Source organism: Streptomyces phaeolivaceus, assembly GCF_009184865.1.
GTDB classification, from domain to species: domain Bacteria; phylum Actinomycetota; class Actinomycetes; order Streptomycetales; family Streptomycetaceae; genus Streptomyces; species Streptomyces phaeolivaceus.
On sequence record NZ_CP045096.1, the window covers coordinates 9,258,267 to 9,277,768 of the forward strand.

Below are 19,502 nucleotides of genomic sequence, written 5' to 3' on the forward strand. Positions count from 1 at the left end.
CCTGGACATCGCCGCGCTGGACGCCATCGACGTCCATGTCCATGTCGAGATCGACAGTCATGGCCATGTGTCCCTGCCGGACCGGTTCATCGAGGCGTCCTCCCAGTACTTCGGCGCCGACTACGAGTCACCGACCCTGGCGGAGATCGCGGGCTACTACCGCGAACGGCGGACGGCGGCCGTCGTGTTCACCGTCGACGTCGAGTCGGGACTCGGGCACACCGCGCTGTCCAACGAGGAGATCGCCGACGTCGCCGCCGAGCACGCCGACATCCTGATCCCGTTCGCGAGCATCGACCCGGCCAAGGGGCGGGCCGGAGCCAGGACCTTCCGGAAGCTGATCGAGGACAGGGGGATACGCGGCATCAAGTTCCATCCCTCCCTTCAGGGCTTCGCACCGAACGACCACAGTGCCTACCCCCTGCTGGAGGTGGCCCAGGAACTCGGTGTCCCCGCCCTGTTCCACACCGGCCAGACCGGCATCGGCGCCGGGCTCCCGGGCGGCGGGGGCATCCGGCTGAGTCTGTCGAACCCGATGCTGCTCGACGATGTCGCCGTCGACTTCCCGGATCTGACGATCATCATGGCGCACCCGTCCTTCCCCTGGCAGGACGAGGCCCTGTCCGTGGCCACCCACAAGCCGAAGGTGTACATCGACCTCTCCGGCTGGTCGCCCAAGTATTTTCCGCCCCAGCTCGTGAGGTACGCCAACACCCTGCTCCAGGACAAGGTGCTCTTCGGCTCGGACTACCCGATCATCACGCCGGACCGCTGGCTCGCCGACTTCGCCAAGCTCGACATCAAGGACCACGTCCGACCCAAGATCCTCAAGGACAACGCCGTGAAGGCACTCGGACTGGCAGAGGAAGGAACAAAGTGAGCGCCAAGACCATCACGTTCGACGAACTGCCCGCCATGAAGGGGGAGTCGCTCGGTACCAGCGACTGGTTCCGGATCGATCAGGACCGGATCGGTCGGTTCGCCGACGCGACCGACGACCACCAGTGGATCCATGTCGACCCCGAGCGTGCCAAGGACGGGCCGTTCGGAGCGGCGGTGGCGCACGGCTTTCTCACGCTGTCGCTGCTCATTCCGCTGTGGAGCCAGGTGTTCGACGTCGCCGACGCCACCACGAGTGTCAACTACGGGTTGAACAAGGTGCGGTTCCCCGCCCCCGTGCCCGCCGGATCGGAGATCCGGCTCACCGGCACCGTGACCGAGGTGGAGGAAGTCGCCGGCGGCGCCGTCCAGATCACGGCCGACGTCCTCGTGGAGATCCGCGGCGGTGCCAAGCCGGCGTGCGTCGCCCAGCCGGTGTTCCGGTTCTACCGCTGACCGTGACGGGAGGGAGGCCCGGGGACGGAACATCCCCGGGCCTGCGCGTGCTCCACGAACCGGCGATGACCGGCCTTCCGGTAGCGTGCTCCCGCGCGGATCCGGAGGGACCGGCGGTGACATTGACCGCACGGCGGCCGGAGAGGTCGGTCCGGCCGCCACTCGCCGGGTCAGCCCGTGCCCGCACCGGCCTCGGCGAGTCCGAGGACGGCGTCGGCCTTGTGGAAGCGGCCTTCCTGGACGATGGCGAGAAGGTTGGCGCGGTCCTCCAGGAGGGTGACGTCCTCCACGGGGTTGCCTCGGACGACCAGCAGGTCGGCGAGGTATCCGGGGGCGAGGAGGCCGAGTTCGTCGCCCATGCCCATCAGCCGGCCGCCGAGCATGGTGGCGGCGGAGAGGGCGGCGGCGGGGGTGTAGCCGAAGACGCGGACGAAGAGGTCGAGATCGCGGGCGTTGCGGCCGATGGGGTTGTTCGGGAAGCCGTAGTCGCCGCCGGGGAGCACGGGGATGCCGCGGCGGCGCATCTCGGGGTAGAGCTCGGCCATGGTCTCCAGGCACTGGGGCTGGCCCATGCTTTCGGCGACCTCGGCGGTGATACCGAACTCCTCGCCCTCGTGGACGTTGGCGTAGACGATGCCGACGGCCGGGGCGACGAACAGGTCGTCGTCCTTGCGGGCCTCCAGCAGGTCGAGGGCTTCCTCGTCGGCGTAGGTGCAGTGGTACACGGCACGGAAGCCGTTGCGGGCGGCGAGCTTGACGGCCTCGGCGGACTGCGCGTGACAGTTGAGCCAGACCCCGTCCTCGCGGGCCTGCCTGGAGGCGGCCTGTGCCTCCTCCTCGGAGTACTGCGTCTGCTGCGAGCCGCCGGGGGTGAACACGTCGTCGTTGCTGAGCAGGAACTTGACGTTGTCGAAGCCCAGGGACGCCTGCTCGGCGACGAACGCCTGCACGGACTGCGGGCCGAGCGCCAGCGGGATGCCGTCGCTCCTGAAGGGGGAGCTGTCCCGCTCGAAGCTGGCCGCGCGCAGGCGCGGGCCGGGGACCGCTCCGGAGCGGATGCGGTCGCGCAGCCGGACCTCCACCGCGCCCGGGGTGAGCGAGCCGGCCGAGTAGGCCGTCGTGAATCCGGCGTCCAGCAGGATGCGGGCGTTGCGTTCGGCCATCTCCAGGTGGGCCGGTGCGGAGAAGGGGCGATGGAAGAACGAGACGTCGAGGGGTGGGTTGAAACCCGGTTCGAGGTGACCCACCGCGGAGGGGAACGTGAGGTGGGAGTGGGCCTCGATCAGGCCGGGCATCACGGTGCGGCCCGTGCAGTCGACCCGCAGGGCCGTTTCGTCCCGGTCCGTGTCGTCCGACCAGCCCGGGGTCACCTGGGCGATCCGCCCGTCCTCGACCACCACTTCGCCGGGGAAGGGCTCCGTGCCCGTGCCGTCGAAGACCAAGCCACCTGTGAAGACAGTGCGACGCATCGTCCACGCTCCAAGTCTGTTCCCGACGCAAGCTTTCGTCCCATGAAACTTGCTTTCACGTTGTCGGTACTCGTGAGTTTTGTTCGAACGGAGGTACCTGTCAAGTGGGTGGGGCCGTGGACAGTGGGGCCTCCTCTGCCTACAGTTACCCGGGACGTAAGGTGAAAGTAGCTCTCGCTGAGTGAAAATCCAGGAAGAAGAAGCCCATGACGGAGCAGACGACAACCGCTTTCGTTCCCCGCCGCTTCGAGGGCCGCACCGTGCTGGTCACCGGTGCCGGTACCGGCTTCGGCGCCGAGATCGCCGTACGCGCCGCGCAGGAGGGAGCCCGGGTGGCCGTCCACTACCGCAGCTCCGCCGCCGGGGCCGACCGGACGGTGGCCCGGATCAAGGACCTCGGCGGGGAAGCGTTCACCACCCAGGCCGACATCACCAGCCACGAGGACATCCGGCGGATGGCGGACGAGGTCTTCAGCCGCTTCGGCGGTCTCGACGTGCTCATCAACAACGTCGGTGACGTCGCACGCGAGCAGATGTCCTGGCGCGACGTGACGGAGGAGTCCATCGACCACGTCCTCGCCGTCGACATCAAGGGCACCATGCTCTGCGTCCACGAGTTCGGCGACCGGATGCTGGAACAGGGACACGGGTCGATCGTCAACATCGGCTCCACCGTCATCGTGCGGGGCAGCGCGCGGGCCCCGCAGTACGCCGCCGCCAAGTACGGCATCCTCGGCATCACCAAGTCGTACGCGCAGGCCTTCGCCCCGACGGTGCGGGTCAACACCTTCGCCCCCGGCTTCATCGAGACGGAGGCCACGCTGACCCGGAAGGACTGGCAGGGCGGTCGCCGGGAGCAGTTGATCTCCCAGACTCCGCTGCGGAACATCCCGGGCCCGGCCGCGCTGGCCGGAACCGCGCTCTTCCTGGCCACGGACGACGCGGCCCACATGACCGGCGTCTACCTGAACGCCGACGGCGGCTTCAACATGATCGGTGCCTGAGGAGCGTGCGATGAGCGATCAGACGAACGGACCCACACCCGCCACCGACGGCGTGCGCCTGCTGGACGGCCTGGTCTACGCGGAGACACTCGGGTTCCGGCCGCTGCGGCTCGACCTCTATCTGCCGCCGGCCACCGATGCCGGGCCCGTCCCGCTGGTGGTGTTCGTGCACGGCGGTGGCTGGGTGCGGGGTGACCGCAAGGTGCTCACTCCCACCTTCGTCGAGTGGCGGCCCAGCCCGTTCGAACTGCTCGCGGCCGAGGGCTTCGCCGTGGCCTCCGTCGACTACCGGCTCAGCGGAGAGGCACGCTTCCCTGCGCAGCTGGAGGACCTGTCGGCCGCCATGGAATGGCTCGCCGGACACGCCGAGCAGTACGGCTACGACGCGGACCGGACCGTCCTGTGGGGGGAGTCGGCGGGTGCCCATCTCGCCATGCTTCTCGTGCTGCGGGACGACTGCCGTGTGCGGGGCCTCGTGGACTGGTACGGCCCCACGGACCTGGGCTCCGTGGCCGGGGTCGCCGGCGCCGCGGCGGCACTGTCGTCCGACCCCGAGGACACGCGCGAGGCGCGGCTGCTGGGAGCCCCCGCGTCGTCCGTGCCCGCACTGGTCCGCGATGCCAGTCCGATCACCCACGTCCGTCCGGGGGCCCCGCCGTTTCTCGTCGTGCACGGGACCGCCGACACCTATGTGCCGTTCGAGCAGAGCGCGACCCTCGTCCAGGCCCTCACCGACGCGGGGGTGGACGTGCGTTTCCAAGTGGTGGAAGGGGCCGACCACCTCTGGATGGGACTGGACGATCCGCGACCCGTCTTCGATTCCGCGATCGACTTCGTGCGCGAGATCACCGGACCGCGATGACCTGTGGGCGACCGTCCTCGGCCGCCGCGTCCGCGACGCGCGGCCGAGGACTCGCCGCGACGTGCCGGCGGCCCGCGCGATGTCCACTCCGCCGGACCGTCGTCAACCCCGTCGCCCGCCGCACACCCTGCGGTAGGGCACGTCCTGCAGGTACGTCCGCCACTGCGCCCGCGTCAGGTCCTCGCCTCTCGTGCGCGCGCACACCGACGCGACCACGTGTGCCGGATCGAGGGTGTAGCGCTGAAGCGGGACGTGTGCGCTCGCGGCGTACAGTGTGCCGCTGTCGGCGCTGAACGCCACACTCTCGATCGCCTCGCCGGGCGTCGTCAGGAGCCCGCCGAGGGGCTGCTGCGTCGTGATGTCCCACAGCTGGAGGGATCCCTGGTCACCGCCGACCGCCAGGGTGCGCCCGTCGGGGCTGACCGCGAGGGTGCTCACGGCTTCCGCGCCGTCGTCGAGTAGATCCGTGGATGTCCGGTCGGCCGGAGTGGGGAAGACGTTCCACAGCGTCCCGGTCTGCTCCCGCAGGTTCCCGTCCCACAGGGCCACCCTGCCCGCCATGTCCCCCGCCGCCAGCAGTGAGCCGTCCTCGGCGAAGGCGACGGCCCCGATCTGCTCCCCCTGGACGAGGCCGCGTCCGCTGACCCGACCGGTGCGGACGTCGGCGAAGCGGCTGTCGCCGACCAGGAGCCGGCCGTCGGGGCGCAGCGCCAGGTGGCTGCCGACCGGGGAGCCGAGGACCCTCGCTCTGCGATGGTGCGCGACGTCCCACGTCTCGTTGCCCGGCTCACCGGAGTCGGTCACACGGGAGAGGTAGAGGGTTCGGGCGTCCCGGCCGACGGCGAGCGTGCTCACCGGCCCGGCCGACGGGCGGGCCGCCAGGTCCAGAGTCGTACGGCTCCGGCCCCTGGCCACGTCCCAGACCGTGAACCGCTGCGACGACATCCTCCCACCGGGAGCCGCGACGCCGTAGACGAGCGTTCTGCCGTCGGGGGCGAACGCCAGCAGGGGAGAAGTGTCCTCCGGCAGCACCGGCTGAGCGCGGTCGGAGGAGACGGGCGTCGGCGCGGCCGGCAGGGTCCGCAGCAGCCCGCCGTCGCGGGTGTCGCGCAGTTCGACGCGGTAGCGGTCACCGACACGGCGGGCGGTGGCGAGCGTACGGCCGTCCGGTGCGAGCTGTGCCGCGTCCACCGGGGCGTCCTGCCAGGCGGGTGTGACCGCGGTGGTCAGGTCCACCGTGTGCACGGTCCCGCCTTCGAGGTAGCGCAGCACGGGGCGCTTCGGGTCCCAGGCCGGACCGCCGTACACATGCTCGTTGTGGAGGGGATACCGGAACACCGGTGCGGCGACGCCCACCCGCCACACTCTGAGCTCCTCCGCGTCGGTGGTCGCGAGGAAGCGGCCGTTCGCGCTGAAGGCGGCGTACCGCACCCCGGGGTCATGGAGATCGGCCAGTTCGTTCCCCGACCGGACGTCCCAGACCCGTACGTCGTTCTCGGACACCGCGGCGAGACGACGCCCGCCGCCCAGCACCAGCATCGAGCGTTCCCCGTCGCAGATGTCGCCGTCCCGTGCCCAGGCGCCGGTCACCGTCCTGCCGGTGCCGAGGTCCCGTATCCGGGGCGCGCCCCCGAGCGGGCAGACCGCGACGAGCCTGCCGTCCGGGCTGGGCGCCACCAGCGCCTCGCTCTCCGCCCGCACGTCCAGGAGCCGTCTTCCGTCCGCGGCCGACCGCACCTGTATCCGGTAGCTGTCGTCGTCGCTGACGAGATAGTCATGGCCGGTGAAACCCACGAAGGACGACGCCGGCACACGGTCGGCGCGCCATTGCCCGGACCGTCCGGCGGCCGTGTCCCACAGCTGGACGCCCCCCTTCTCCGAGACCGCCAGCAGCCGCCCGTCCCCGCTCGCCCCCTCGACGACGACGCCGCGCGGCAGCCGCCCCGACGCGATGGCCCGGTGACCTGCCACGTCCCAGGTCCGCCACACCCGGCCGTCGACGCTGAGCAGCGTACGACCGGAGTCGACCAGGTAGCGCATGGTGTCACCGCCCGGCGCCGGGTCCACGAAGGTGTCCAGTTCAGGCTGGACGAGGGAACCCAGCAGCGCCCGCCGGGTCTCCGGCAGCTGGGCCACCTGCCAGGCGGCGACACCCAGCGACTGTGCCGTGTCCGGATCCGTGGTGCGCAGGGTGTTCGCGACGCCAGCGACCCGGCGTGCCGCGTCCTCGGTACGGCGGCGGTGGTTGTCCCGGCCCTGCTGGACAGCGACGAGACCACCGCTCAGCGCCATCACCAGCACGACCGCGAGCGTCACGGCCAGGGTCCGGGCGCGGCGGACGGAACGGGCGGCGTCCCGGTGTTCGGCGTCGCGGGCCCGGAACGCGGCGACGAGGAAGGCACGTTCCGTCGCGGTCAGGGCCGGGTGCCGCTGATGGTCCGGGAACAGCTCCTGCGCCCGGGCCAGCCGGGCGCCCCGGTACAGCGTGCCCGGATCGCGGTCGTGCTCCAGCCACGCCCGGGCCGCCTCGGTCAGGCTCCGGTGGTGGAGCAGCCGGGTGCGGTCCTCCTCTATCCAGTCGTGCAGCCGTGGCCAGGAGGTGATCAGGGCCTCGTGGGCGAGGCGGACCTCGTTCTCGTCGACGGTCAGCAGACGGGCGGCGGCCAGCCGCTCCACCACCGGCGGCACGTCCGGGTCCTCCCACTCGTCCAGTTCGGCCCGGGAGAGCGGGCGGCGGGTGTCGGGGGTGCCGTGTCCCGGTTCGACCATCCGCAGAAGCAGCCGGCGGGCGGCGGCGGCCTGCCGCGCGGACAGCCGGCCGTGGACCTCCTCGGCGCTCGCCGCGATCGCACCGCGCACCCCGCCGGCCGCCTCGTAGACGGACACCGTCAGCAGCCGTCCATGGCGCCGGCGCCAGGTCTCCAGCAGGGCGTGCGAGAGCATCGGCAGCGCGCCGGGCTGGTCCAGGACCTCGTCCACGACGCGCGCGGTCAGCTCCCGCTCGACCAGCAGCCCGACCGCCTGGGCCGGTCCGACCACCGCCTCGCGCAGTTCGTCCGCCGTCATGGGGCCGATCAGGAGACCCGAGCCGAGAAGGGCGTCGGCCAGCTCGCGGTGCTCACCGCAGCGGGCGTAGAAGTCCGACCGCACCGCGATCAGCACCCGCAGCCGGCTCGCCGGGTCCCGGGCCGCGACCAGCAGATCGATGAACCGGGTGCGCTCCTGCGGGTCCCGGCAGAGCGTGAAGACCTCCTCGAACTGGTCGACCACGACCCAGCTCTCCGGCTCGTCCGCCCCCGGGGCGAGCAGATGGCCGTAGGTGGTGGCGGGCCTGGGGCCCGGGACCAGGATGCGCAGGGCCGCAGGCCGGCCCGTCTCCGCGATCCGCTCCTGAAGGCGGGGAATCAGCCCGGCGCGCAGGAGGGAGGACTTGCCGCAGCCGGACGCGCCGAACACCACCGCGAAACGGTGCTCGCACACCAGGTCCTGTACCTCGTTCACCAACCGGTCCCGGCCGAAGAACAGCGCGCGGTCGGCCGGCTCGAACCGGGTCAGCCCCCGGTACGGCGACTCCGTCCGCGCCGTCCCCTCGTCGCGCACCGTCCGCGTCAGGGCCGCCCGCGCCTCCCGCCAGCGCGGTTCCCACGCGACCGGATCGCCGCCGCAGGCCCGCACATAGCCCTGGAGGACGGCCAGGGACGGCACGCGCTTTCCGCGGGCCGCCTCTGACAACGTTGCCGCGGAGAAGCCGGCGGCCTCCGTCATGGCCCGGTAGGACGGGCTTCCGGCGGATCTGCGCAGCTCCCGCAACTCGTGCGCGAGCCGTTGAACAGGACCCTGCTCCGGCCCCAGCGGCCTCTCGGGGCGTCCCATGTCCTGACCTCCGTACATCCAGTCAAAACGACATCAGGGTCATGACTCTATGTTTCGTCCGACGCCGGGTAAACGCCCCCAGGGGAATATCACAGTTGTCCGGAGGTGACGGGAGGATGACATCGGACAACCCCCCGGCCGCCGGCCGGTTGACCGGAGTGACGAAAGGGAGGTGTCAGCCAACTCTTCGGTTGCCATCGTCGTGTCAGAGCCGGATCCCCGGCACATCGAGCGACCTGGAAAGCAGGAGCACGTATGTCCCCCACCGTCACGACGCGGTCGGCCACCCAGCGCACCCGCCGGGCACGACGCGTCACCCTCCTCGGCGCCGCCCTCGCCGCGTCGAGCGCGCTTGTCGCGACCACCGCCACGGCCGCCTCCGCCGCCGACACCATGCCCACCGAGCAGGAACTGCTCTCCCAGTGCAAGACCACCGCCGACTCCTGCAAGTTCGAGGCGACGTCGCTGTCCCGTGGCTTCGTCGGCGCGAAGCACCAGGTCGGCAACACCGTGTACAACTGCGGCGGCACCGTGCACCGCACCTGGTCCTGGTCGGAGACCACGGGCCAGTCCACCAACGCGAACATCTCCGCGACCCTGGCCTCCGCCCTGTGGGAGCCCATCTCGGTCTCCGCCACCGCGACGTTCGGCAAGACCTTCGACAAGTCCCACACGACCACGGTCAGCGTGGACTACACCATGGAGCCCTACCACAAGGCGTGGATCAACCGGGGCACCGGCTACCAGATCATCCAGGGCGACTGGGAGCTGCACTTCGGCAAGCGCTACCACGGCCACTACTACTGGTACGACAAGAACTACGAGTCCAAGATCGAGGACCCTGAAGGCGGCTGGGAGTCGTACAACTACGTCACCATGACCGACGCCGAGATCAAGAGCCACTGCAACACCACGAACCCGACGGGCGTCAAGAAGAACAGCCTGACGCGCTACATCAAGGGCTCGACGGAGCTGAACGAGAAGAACGGCTGGAACTACGCCCGCGACCGGGGCCCCAGCTACTCCTCGTCCTCGTCCTGAGGCCGGCCCGGGTGGAAGGGCGGCGGCGTCCCCGGGGACGCCGCCGCCCTGCCCGGTACGGGAGCCGGATCGTCATGCGCGAGCCGGCTCCCCGGCGTGCGTCGCCCGGGGCCCTGGGCCGTGTCCGCGAAGTCCCGTCGTCGCGAGGCGGGCGGGACAGGCGGGACAGGCGGGACTTCGCGGACACGGCCCAGGTACGTGCGGTCTACGACGTGGCGCACGCCCGGTCCGACGCGCCGGCGCTTCGGCGACGCCACGGTGCCGTGCGTCGCGCACCTCGAACGGGCCCGGCGAGGAAGGCCCGCGGCACCACGGTGGTGATCCCGGCGGCCGTGAGGAGGGAGGCCGTCCGGACCGCGGGCCCGGCCCCGGCCCCCGCGCCGGGCGTTGACGCGGAGACTCCCGGAGCCCCGGTCCGGCAACGAACCTCGACACAAGGACGGCCCACGCCTGGACTACGCTGGAACATGTCAACCGTCGCTGACCGATGGAGGGGGCGATCACCGGTGCCCGCGGACCTGGCTTTCGACGCACTCGCCGATCCCGTACGCCGCCAGATCCTGGGCGTACTGGCCGAACGCGAGGAGTGCACCGTGGGCGAGCTCGCCGAGCAGATCAGTAGCATCGGCCGTACCGGCGTCTCCAGCCATCTGCGGATACTGAGGGCCGCCGGTCTGGTGACCGAGCGCAAGGCCGGCCGGTTCCGGCATTACTCGATCGATCCGGCAGGTCCCGCACGCGACGTCATCGCGACGCTGCAGGCGCTGTTCCAGGGGGCGCTCGCCGACGCGGGGCGCGCCGCCGCGACCGAGGCCGCGGTGGCCGACTCCGGTATCCAGGACAGCCGGTCCGCTTGATGAGGTGACGTGATGGCCGCACTCGTGCTGCCGGCCGAGGAGTGGACCGCCGCATCGCCGGTCACGACGTTCGGCCTGTTCGGGGCGGGTACGGGAGCGGGCTGGCTCTTCGACGCCGTGTGCGACCGCGTCGCGGTGGGCGCGGCGGTGCGGATGGCGGCTCCGCTCGGTGGTCAGGGCGCCGACACGGTGGAGATCATCGGTCGGATCGCCGTGGTGCGGCCGCCGTCACCGGTGCGTGAGCACGCCCGTGGCCGGGCCGGACCGGGCGGCCGTATCGAGATCGTGCACGACCAGCCGTGGCGGGGCCGTATCAAGCTGCGCTTCGACGCCGACCGGGGCGGGACGCGGGTCCGGCTGTTCGCCGAACTGGACGAGGTCGGACTGGAGTGGCTGATGCGGCGCCGGGGTCTGCCGACCGGCCGGGCCTCCTCGCCGAATCCACGGCTCGGCCTGCTGACCAGCAAATCGGGTCCGGCGAGCCTGTTCGGGGGCGCGACGGACCACATGGCGACGCTCGCCGTCGAGGAGATCAACGCGGAGGGCGGGGTGCGGGGCCGGCCGGTGGAGCTGCTGGTCGGGGACGACGCCACGGACCCCGCCGTCGGCGTGGCCGAGGCATGGCGGCTGGTCCGGGCCGGCTGCCGCACGATCCTGGTCGCCGGGACCTCCGCCACTTTCTTCGCGGTCTCGCGCACGCTCGCCGACACCGAGGTGCTCCTGGTGCAGCCCCAGATGAACGAGGGCGGTGGGGCCGGCCCGCTCCGTGTCCAGCTCGGTGAACGGCCGGCCGACCAGCTGGCCGCGGCGGCGGGACCGCTGATGCGGGCGGTCGGCGCAAAACGCTGGTTCCTGGCGGGCAACGACTACTGCTGGCCACGCAGCACGCACGAGGCCGCCCGCCGGATCCTGCCGAGGTCGGGCGCCCAGCTGGTGGGGGAGCGGTTCGCCGCGCTGGGTACGAGCGACTTCACGGAGCTCATCGAGTCGGTGACGGCCTCGGGGGCGGACATCGTGCTGTCCACGTTCGTGGGCGCGGACGCGGCGGCGTTCGAGCGGCAGTGCTTTGCCATGGGGCTGCGGGAGCGGTGCGTCACGCTCGCGCCGGCCATGGACGAATCCACGCTGGAGCATGTGGGAGCCGACGCCGCACCCGGTCTGTACGCCGTCTCCGGTTACGTCGAGCAGCTGGCCTCGTCCGACAACGCCGGACTTCTGTACCGCTACCGGGAGGCGTTCGGCCGCTGGGCGTCACCGCTGTCGACCCTGAGTGAATCGGTCTTCGAAGCGGTGCACATCTGGTGGTCCGCCGCACGCCGCGTCGGCGCGGACGAACCGAGGCTGATCGCCGCGGCCATGCGTGACGGCAGCTTCGAACTGCCGCGCGGCACCGTCACGTTGGACGACAGCGGCCGGGTCGCTCAGCACCTCTTCGTCTCCGAGGCCACGGGCGCCGGACTGCGACCGGCCTCGCTGTAGCCCGGCCGGGCGAGGGGGGAGAGGGCGGGTCGCCCGGGGAGCGTGGACGGCCGGTTAACCCGGACGTTACGTCAATAAGTATTGACTCATTGACGCGATGTTCTAGGTTGAGCCTGTTCCACCGGGTTTCTGTCCTGAAGGAGTCGTCCCATGTCATCGCTCCCCGCGCCCGACGCCGCTCGCCTGGCGGCCATCGACGAGCACTTCCACTTCGGTCTGTCCACTGAGGAACTTGAGGAGTTCGTGCCCGCCGTCGCGGGCACCCTCGCCGCCTCGGCGACCGTCGAGCGGCTCTACGAGAACGTGGCTCCCCCGGTCCCGGACCGTTCCTGGACATCGCCCACACCGGGCGAGAACCGGCTGGGCGCCTGGTATGTGAAGACCTCGGTCACCGAGTCCGCCGAGGGCCCGCTCGCCGGCCGTACGGTCGCGGTGAAGGACAACGTCGCGGTCGCGGGCGTACCGATGATGAACGGTTCGCGTACGGTCGAGGGCTTCGTCCCGCGCCGGGACGCCACCGCCGTACGCCGGCTGCTCGACGCCGGCGCGACGATCGCGGGCAAGTCCGTGTGCGAGGACCTGTGTTTCTCGGGCGCCAGTTTCACCTCGCAACCGGGCCCGGTGCGCAATCCCTGGGACGAGAGCCGGAACACGGGCGGCTCGTCCAGCGGCAGCGCCGCGCTCGTGGCGGCCGGTGAGGTCGACCTCGCCCTCGGCGGCGACCAGGGAGGCTCGATCCGCCTGCCCAGCGCCTTCTGCGGCATCGTGGGGCACAAGCCCACCCATGGCCTGGTGCCCTACACCGGCGCCTTCCCCATCGAGCGGACCATCGACCATGTCGGCCCGATGACCCGCACCGTGGCCGACGCGGCCGCGATGCTGGGCGTCCTGGCCGGCGTCGACGGCTTCGACCCCCGCCAGCCCGACGTGATCGAACCGGTGGACTACCTGGCGGCACTCGCCGAACCGGCCGTGGGCCTGCGCGTCGGAGTGCTCACGGAGGGCTTCGGGTCGCCGGTGTCGGATCCGGGCGTCGACGACGCCGTCCGCGCCGCCGTCGATGTCCTGGGCTCGGCCGGACTCGCCGTGGAGGAGGTGTCGATCCCCTGGCACCGGGACGCCCTGGCCGTGTGGAACGTGATCGCGACCGAGGGCGCCGCCCACCAGATGCTCGACGGCAACGCCTACGGCATGAACATCGAGGACTTCTACGACCCGGAGCTGATCGCCCACTACGCCCGTGGGCGGGTCGATCACGGCGCCGCGCTGTCCAGGACCGTCAAGCTCGTGGGACTGTCCGGCCGCTACACCTACGAGGCCGGGGGCGGGAAGTACTACGGCATGGCCCGCCGCCTCGTCCCGGAGGTCCGTGCGGCCTACGACGCGGCGCTGGCCCGCTACGACGTGCTCGTCATGCCCACGGTCCCCTACACGGCCAAGGAGATCCCGCCCGCCGACGTCTCCCTGGCCGACTACTTGTATACCGCGTTGTCGATGATCGGCAACACCGCGCCCTTCGACGTGACCGGCCATCCGTCGTGCAGTGTGCCGACCGGTCTCGTCGACGGTCTCCCGGCGGGCCTGATGATCACCGGCAGGCGCTTCGACGACGCCACGGTGCTGCGCGTCGCGCACACCTACGAGCAGGCGGTCGGCGGGTTCCCGTCCGCGAGCCGCGTCCGGGCCGGCCTGGTGTGAGGCCGCCCGCGGCCGGGACGTACCGCCCCCGGTACGTCCCGGCCGCGCGGGTGAGGTGCCGCCGTCCCTCCCGACTGAGGGTGATTCGCGAAAGTTTTTCGTAACCGAGGCATTTTCCGTGCTTGTCGCGCCGGTGAATTCCGTGTCAGTGTCCCGGCCAGCAGGCAGTCCGCAGTCAGCGGACATCCGAAAGGATTTCGGACCGTCTCCGATCTGGCCTGCCTCCCAGAAGCATGTGGAACGACGAAAGGCACAACCATGTGGAGAATCCCGGTCAGTGGAGAACTCGGGCGGGCGAGAACACGTCGAGCCGTCGCGTCCGCCGTCGCTCTCGTCGCGGTCATGGGCCTTGCCGCGTGCGGGACTTCGGGTCCGTCGACCACCTCGTCCGCGAAGGGCCTGACGATGTGGGCGCTGAACGACCAGGCGATTCTCAAGGAGTCCGTCGATGCCTACAACGAGGATCATCCGGACGAGAAGATCACCCTGCGGCTGTTCGCGAACGACGACTACAAGCAGAAGCTGCGGGTCGCGTTCGGCGCGAACCAGGCCCCGGACATCTTCTTCAGCTGGGGTGGCGGCGCGCTGAACGACTACGTGAAGGCGGGCAAGGTCGACGCGCTGACCCAGTCCGATGCGGAGATCGACCGGTTCACCCCGAGTGTGATGGGGAGCGCGACCTTTGACGGGAAGGTCTACGGCGTGCCCGCCAACGGCCTCGCCCCGGTCGTCCTCTACTACAACAAGAAGGTGCTGGCCGACGCGGGCGTCGAGCCGCCGAAGACGTACGGCGACCTGCTGACCGCGGTGAAGAAGCTGAAGGCGAGGGATGTCGTGCCGATGTCCCTCGCCGCGAACTCCAAGTGGCCGACGCTGATGTACCTGGAGTACCTGCTCGACCGTCAGGGCGGCTCCCGGGTGTTCACCAACATCGCCTCCGGCGACGCCTCGATGTGGAAGGACGACTCGGTCACCAAGGCCAACCAGTACCTCCAGGACCTGGCGAAGGCCGGTGCCTTCGGGGACAACGCCTCCTCGGTCACCTACGACCAGGGAGCGTCGACCGCCCTGCTCTACACGGGCAAGGCGGGGATGACGCTGATGGGTACCTGGGAGTACGCCAACATCGCCAAGGCCGCGCCCGGCTTCCTCAAGAACGGCGACCTCGGCTACACCGCCTTTCCGACGCTGCCCGACGGCGCCGGCAAGGCGAGCAACATCGTCGGGAACCCCTCGAACTTCCTGTCGCTGAACTCGTCGACGAAGAACAAGGACGCCGCCCTGACGTACTTCAAGGACTATGTGCTCAACGACTCCCAGGTCGACGCCTACCTCGCGGCGGGCAGCGTGCCGCCGGTCGAGGGTCTGGAGACGAAGCTGGCGGCGGTGAAGTCGTCGACCGACAAGGAATGGCTCACCTTCGTCTACAACCTGGTGCGGACCGCGCCGAGCTTCCAGCTCTCCTGGGACCAGGCCCTGCCGTCCGACCAGGCCGACCCGCTGCTGACCAACACCGACAAGTCGTTCCTGCGTCAGATCCCGCCCGCCGAGTTCGGTGTGAACATGAGCAAGGCGGCATCGTGACCGCCAGCGCTCCCGCGCGCCATGGAGGAGGCGCCACCGGCCTCCTGATGGCCGCCCCCGCCCTGCTCCTCTTCGGCTTGTTCGGCCTGGTTCCCCTCGTGGGCGTGGTGGTGCTCAGTCTCGCCGACTGGGACGGTCTCGGCTCCGTCGGCTGGGCGGGCCTCGCGAACTGGAGCGGTGTCCTGACCGACGGCGCGACCTGGCAGGCCCTCGGCCTCACCGTCAAGGTGATGCTGGTGAGCTGGCTGGTGCAGACCCCCGTCGCGCTGGCCCTCGGTGTCTTCCAGGCACCGAGGGGCAGGGCACGGGCGCTGTTCTCCGTGCTGTTCTTCCTGCCGCTGCTGCTGTCGGCGGTGGCGATCGGTCTGACCTGGCAGGCGCTGCTCGATCCGTCCTTCGGCATCGGCGCCACACCCGGCCTGCACTGGCTGGCCCAGCCGCTGCTGGGCTCCCCGGACCTGGCCCTCTACACGGTGATCTTCGTGATCGCCTGGCAGTTCGTGCCGTTCCACGCCCTGCTCTACCAGGCCGGGATCCGGCAGATCCCCACCAGCCTGTACGAGGCCGCCGCCCTCGACGGCGCCGGGCCCGTGACCCGCTTCCTGCACATCACCCTGCCGCAGCTGAAGTACACGATGGTCACCTCCAGCACTCTCATGCTGGTCGGCTCGCTCACCTACTTCGACCTGATCTTCGTCCTCTCGGGAGGGACCGGCGGCCCGGGTACGGCCACCCGTGTGCTGCCCCTCGCCATGTACATCACCGGATTCCAGGCCCATGACATGGGCCGGGCCAGCGCCGTCGCCACCCTCCTGGTGGTCCTCGGCCTCGCCCTGTCGCTCCTGATGACCCGACTGTCCGGCTTCACCCGGATGGACAGCCAGCAGGAGGGCATGTGAGCACCACCGTCACCAAAGCCCGCCACGCTGCCCGAACGGGCGCTGGGCACGACCGAGGCGCCGACCGGTCGGCACCGCCCGCGCGGCCCGGTTCTCCTCGGCGCCGTACGGTCGTCGGCACGGTACGCCGAGCCCTCTCCGGCGGTGTCACGCTCCTGTGGGCGGCGATCGTCGTGGTCCCCGTGTACTGGCTGGTGGTGACCAGTCTGCGCACCCGCGCCGACTTCACCGCCGACAGCCCACTGGCCCTGCCCGGCCACCCGACGCTCGACAACTACCGGACCGTCCTGGCAGGCGACTTCACGACCTACCTGTTCAACAGCGTGATCGTGACCGTGGCGACCGTCGTGCTGACCGTCGCCGTCGCCCTCATGGCCGCCTTCGCCATCGTCCGGGGGGCCGGCGGCCGTCTGTCCCGGGTGTCCTTCCGGCTGTATCTGCTGGGCCTGGCGATCCCGCTCCAGGCCGTGATCATCCCGGTGTATCTGCTGATCATCAAGATGCGGCTGTACGACAGCCTCCTCGCGATCGTGCTTCCCTCGGCGGCGTTCGCGCTGCCGATCACCGTCATGATCCTGGTGAGCTTTCTGCGCGATGTGCCCCGCTCGCTGTTCGAGGCGATGATCGTCGACGGCGCCGGCGACTGGCGCATGCTCTTCTCGCTCGCCGCCCCGCTGGCCCGCCCGGCCCTGATGACGGTCGCCGTCTACGACGGGCTGCAGGTCTGGAACGGCTTCCTCTTCCCGCTCATCCTCACCCAGAGCGGCGACAAGGCCGTACTCCCACTCGCCCTGACCCTCTACAAGGGCCAGTTCGGCATCGACGTACCGGCCACCATGGCCGCGGTGGTGCTCTCCACCCTGCCGATGCTCGCGCTCTTCATCCTCGCCCGACGCCAGCTCGTCGCCGGGCTCACCGCCGGCTTCTCCAAGTAGCCCGCTCAACGGGGACTCGCCGCGTACACAGGCCGGGCAGCGCGCCCGGTCTGGTCGGCGTGCCCGCGCACCCCCCCCAGGAGTCGTGAATGACCACCACCATCCCGGACCACGGCGGCGCCCTCCCGCAGGACGACGGCCGACCCTGGACCGATCCCACCCTGTCGACGCGCGAGCGGGCCGAGGCCCTGCTCGCCCGGCTCACCCTTCCGGAGAAGGTCGCACAGCTCAGCAGCGCCTGGGAGGACGTCGAACCGGCCGGCCCCGAAGTGGCCCCCGGGACCAGCATCTTCGACCGCGTCGGCGACCTCACCGAGACGGCCCGCCACGGCCTGGGCCAGCTCACCCGCCCGTACGGCACCCTGCCCCGGCCAGCCCTGGAACACTCCCGGGCCCTGGCCGGGCGGCAGCGGCAGATCACGGCCCAGAGCCGGCTCGGCATCCCGGCCATGGCACACGACGAGTGCCTGACCGGCTTCACCGCCTACGGCGCGACCATCTACCCCACCTCGCTCGGCATGGCGGCCACCTTCGACCCGGAGCTGATCCGGCGGGTCGGCGCGGCCATCGGCGCCGACATGGCGGAGGCCGGCGTCCACCAGGGCCTCGCCCCGGTCGTCGACGTCATCCGCGACTACCGCTGGGGCCGCTGCGAGGAGACCTACGGCGAAGACCCGTACCTGGTCGGGGAGATGGGGGAGGCCTACGTCACCGGGCTGCAGAGCGCCGGTGTGTACGCCACCCTCAAGCACTTCGCCGGGTACTCCGCCTCGGTGGGCGGCCGCAATCACGCCCCCGTGCACGCCGGCCGCCGCGAACTCCTCGACGTCCTTCTACCGCCCTTCGAACGGCTCGTCGCGGCCGGTGTCGGCTCCGTGATGAACTCGTACGCCGAGATCGACGGCGAGGCCCCGGCCGCCAGCCGGTGGCTGCTGACCGAAGTCCTGCGCGAGTGGTGGGGTTTCGAGGGCACCGTCGTCTCCGACTACTGGTCGCTGCCCTTCCTGGTGAGCGCCCACCGGGTGGCCGCCGACCTCGTCGACGCCGGAGCACTCGCCCTGAGCGCGGGGATGGACGTCGAACTGCCCGACCAGCGCGGCTTCGGCGACGCCCTCGTGCACGCCGTGGAACAAGGCACGGTCGACGAGGGCCTGGTCGACCGGGCCGTACGCCGGGTGCTGCGGCAGAAGGCCGAGCTGGGGCTCCTGGATCCGGACTGGGACCCGCGGCCGGCCGCACTGCGCGCGGGCGAACTCGACCTGGACAAGCCGGAGAACCGCGAACTCGCCCACGCCGTGGCGCAGTCGAGCGCAGTCCTGCTCTCCAACGACGGCACCCTGCCCCTTCCGTCCGGCGGCCGGATCGCGCTGATCGGCCCCTGCGCGGACGACGTACGCACCATGTTCGGCTGCTACAGCTTCCCCAACCACGTCCTGGCCAAGCGCGACGACCTCGGCAACGGCGTCGAGGCGGCCTCCCTGCGCACCGCACTGGCCGAGGAACTCCCCTCCGTTCACTGGGAGTTCGCCCACGGCTGCCCGGTCCGGGACGAAGACCGCTCCGGGATCCCCGCTGCCGTCGAAGCCAGCGCAGCGGCCGACCTCACCGTCCTGGTCGTCGGCGACAAGGCGGGCATGTTCGGCATCGGCACCTCCGGCGAGGGCTGTGACGTGGAGGATCTGCGGCTGCCGGGTGTTCAGGAGGAGTTGGTGGAGGCCGTCCTGGCGACCGGGAAGCCCGTCGTGCTGATCGTCAACAGCGGTCGGCCCTACGCCGTGGGCCGGTTCGCGTCCGCCGCCGCGGCCATGGTCCAGGTCTTCCTGCCGGGGGAGGAAGGCGGCCGGGCGGTGGCCCGGCTCCTGTCCGGCCGCGCCAACTTCAGCGGCAAGCTGCCCGTGCAGATCCCCCTCTCCCCGGGCGGTCAGCCGTACACCTACCTTCACCCGCCCCTCGGCGACCGGCAGAGTTTCCTGTCCAACCTCGACCCGACACCCGCGTTCCCGTTCGGGCACGGGCTGTCGTACACCGACTTCGAGATCGACCTGCTCGCCGTCGACCGCGAACAGGTGCCGACGGACGGCGGGTTCACGGTCCGCGCGCGGGTACGGAACACGGGGGCGGTCGCGGGCGCCGAGACTGTCCAGCTGTACGCCATCGACCCGGTCGCCCAGGTAACTCGGCCGGTACGCTCCCTGCTGGGTTTCGCCAAGGTAGCCCTCGCCCCCGGCCGACAGGCGACGGTCCGCTTTCACGTCCACACCGACCGCCTGGCCTTCGCCGGCCTGGACGGCCGAAGGATCGTCGAGGCCGGGGAGATCCTGCTCCACGCCGGCTCTTCGAGCCTCGACACACCGGTGCGGGCAGTCGTCCGGCTCGTCGGTGCGGAGCGTGACGCGACGGTGCTTCGGCATCATGCCGTGCCCGTAACGGTCGAGCGGGAGTGAGCGAGCCCTTCCCGGAGCACGA

Annotated in this window: 14 protein-coding genes; 12 read left to right on the plus strand and 2 right to left on the minus strand. The window is 70.9% G+C overall.

Features of this window, described 5'->3' with window-relative positions; genetic code table 11:
* Position 1 precedes the first annotated feature (1 nt).
* Positions 2 to 880 carry an amidohydrolase family protein gene (locus F9278_RS42190; RefSeq protein ID WP_152174452.1) on the plus strand — a complete coding sequence of 293 codons (879 nt, stop codon included), beginning with the start codon at positions 2 to 4 and terminating at the stop codon, positions 878 to 880.
* Entirely contained in the window at positions 877 to 1,335 is a 459-nt protein-coding gene (locus tag F9278_RS42195; RefSeq protein ID WP_404818989.1) for a MaoC family dehydratase, read from the plus strand. The genes F9278_RS42190 and F9278_RS42195 overlap by 4 nt, the downstream gene beginning before the upstream one ends.
* 170 nt (positions 1,336 to 1,505) lie before the next feature.
* Here F9278_RS42195 and F9278_RS42200 read toward each other — a convergent pair whose 3' ends face one another.
* Positions 1,506 to 2,804: an amidohydrolase family protein gene (locus F9278_RS42200; RefSeq protein WP_152173039.1), complete on the minus strand. Its 1,299-nt coding sequence runs from the start codon at positions 2,802 to 2,804 to the stop codon at positions 1,506 to 1,508.
* Positions 2,805 to 3,010: 206 nt separating this feature from the next.
* Between F9278_RS42200 and F9278_RS42205 the strand changes: the two genes are divergently transcribed.
* Positions 3,011 to 3,808, plus strand: a complete 798-nt coding sequence (locus F9278_RS42205; RefSeq protein ID WP_152173040.1) for an SDR family NAD(P)-dependent oxidoreductase — start codon at positions 3,011 to 3,013, stop codon at positions 3,806 to 3,808.
* Positions 3,809 to 3,818: 10 nt separating this feature from the next.
* Positions 3,819 to 4,670, plus strand: a complete 852-nt coding sequence (locus F9278_RS42210) for an alpha/beta hydrolase (RefSeq protein WP_152173041.1) — start codon at positions 3,819 to 3,821, stop codon at positions 4,668 to 4,670.
* 102 nt (positions 4,671 to 4,772) lie between these two features.
* Here F9278_RS42210 and F9278_RS42215 read toward each other — a convergent pair whose 3' ends face one another.
* Entirely contained in the window at positions 4,773 to 8,543 is a 3,771-nt protein-coding gene (locus F9278_RS42215) for an nSTAND1 domain-containing NTPase (protein ID WP_152173042.1), read from the minus strand.
* 255 nt (positions 8,544 to 8,798) lie between these two features.
* On the opposite strand from F9278_RS42215, the gene F9278_RS42220 reads away from it, so the two are divergent.
* The 8 genes from F9278_RS42220 to F9278_RS42255 all read left to right on the plus strand — a co-directional run bounded on the left by F9278_RS42220 (position 8,799) and on the right by F9278_RS42255 (position 19,480).
* The gene (locus F9278_RS42220; RefSeq protein WP_152173043.1) at positions 8,799 to 9,584 is read left to right on the plus strand and encodes a hypothetical protein; all 786 of its coding nucleotides are present in this window, start codon (positions 8,799 to 8,801) and stop codon (positions 9,582 to 9,584) included.
* A 506-nt stretch (positions 9,585 to 10,090) separates the two neighbouring features.
* A complete protein-coding gene (locus F9278_RS42225; protein ID WP_152173044.1) occupies positions 10,091 to 10,441 on the plus strand; it encodes an ArsR/SmtB family transcription factor in 351 nt (116 codons plus the stop codon).
* A gap of 12 nt (positions 10,442 to 10,453) precedes the next feature.
* The gene (locus F9278_RS42230; protein WP_152173045.1) at positions 10,454 to 11,920 is read left to right on the plus strand and encodes a substrate-binding protein; all 1,467 of its coding nucleotides are present in this window, start codon (positions 10,454 to 10,456) and stop codon (positions 11,918 to 11,920) included.
* Positions 11,921 to 12,070: 150 nt separating this feature from the next.
* A complete protein-coding gene (locus F9278_RS42235; protein ID WP_152173046.1) occupies positions 12,071 to 13,618 on the plus strand; it encodes an amidase in 1,548 nt (515 codons plus the stop codon).
* Between the two features lie 342 nt (positions 13,619 to 13,960).
* Entirely contained in the window at positions 13,961 to 15,202 is a 1,242-nt protein-coding gene (locus F9278_RS42240; protein ID WP_193241884.1) for an ABC transporter substrate-binding protein, read from the plus strand.
* Positions 15,203 to 15,249: 47 nt separating this feature from the next.
* Complete coding sequence (locus F9278_RS42245) at positions 15,250 to 16,101, plus strand: carbohydrate ABC transporter permease (RefSeq protein WP_152174455.1); 852 nt, start codon at positions 15,250 to 15,252, stop codon at positions 16,099 to 16,101.
* Positions 16,098 to 17,036, plus strand: a complete 939-nt coding sequence (locus F9278_RS42250; RefSeq protein ID WP_193241885.1) for a carbohydrate ABC transporter permease — start codon at positions 16,098 to 16,100, stop codon at positions 17,034 to 17,036. The genes F9278_RS42245 and F9278_RS42250 overlap by 4 nt, the downstream gene beginning before the upstream one ends.
* A gap of 89 nt (positions 17,037 to 17,125) precedes the next feature.
* The gene (locus tag F9278_RS42255) at positions 17,126 to 19,480 is read left to right on the plus strand and encodes a glycoside hydrolase family 3 N-terminal domain-containing protein (protein WP_152173048.1); all 2,355 of its coding nucleotides are present in this window, start codon (positions 17,126 to 17,128) and stop codon (positions 19,478 to 19,480) included.
* Positions 19,481 to 19,502 lie beyond the last annotated feature (22 nt).

Excerpts from the sequence above, each read along its gene's own strand:
- F9278_RS42200 (WP_152173039.1), bottom strand. The coding sequence starts at position 2,804 with ATGCGTCGCACTGTCTTCACAGGTGGCTTGGTCTTCGACGGCACGGGC.
- F9278_RS42205 (WP_152173040.1), top strand. The coding sequence starts at position 3,011 with ATGACGGAGCAGACGACAACCGCTTTCGTTCCCCGCCGCTTCGAGGGC.
- F9278_RS42210 (WP_152173041.1), top strand. The coding sequence starts at position 3,819 with ATGAGCGATCAGACGAACGGACCCACACCCGCCACCGACGGCGTGCGC.
- F9278_RS42215 (WP_152173042.1), bottom strand. The coding sequence starts at position 8,543 with ATGGGACGCCCCGAGAGGCCGCTGGGGCCGGAGCAGGGTCCTGTTCAA.
- F9278_RS42220 (WP_152173043.1), top strand. The coding sequence starts at position 8,799 with ATGTCCCCCACCGTCACGACGCGGTCGGCCACCCAGCGCACCCGCCGG.
- F9278_RS42230 (WP_152173045.1), top strand. The coding sequence starts at position 10,454 with ATGGCCGCACTCGTGCTGCCGGCCGAGGAGTGGACCGCCGCATCGCCG.
- F9278_RS42235 (WP_152173046.1), top strand. The coding sequence starts at position 12,071 with ATGTCATCGCTCCCCGCGCCCGACGCCGCTCGCCTGGCGGCCATCGAC.
- F9278_RS42240 (WP_193241884.1), top strand. The coding sequence starts at position 13,961 with ATGGGCCTTGCCGCGTGCGGGACTTCGGGTCCGTCGACCACCTCGTCC.
- F9278_RS42245 (WP_152174455.1), top strand. The coding sequence starts at position 15,250 with ATGGCCGCCCCCGCCCTGCTCCTCTTCGGCTTGTTCGGCCTGGTTCCC.
- F9278_RS42255 (WP_152173048.1), top strand. The coding sequence starts at position 17,126 with ATGACCACCACCATCCCGGACCACGGCGGCGCCCTCCCGCAGGACGAC.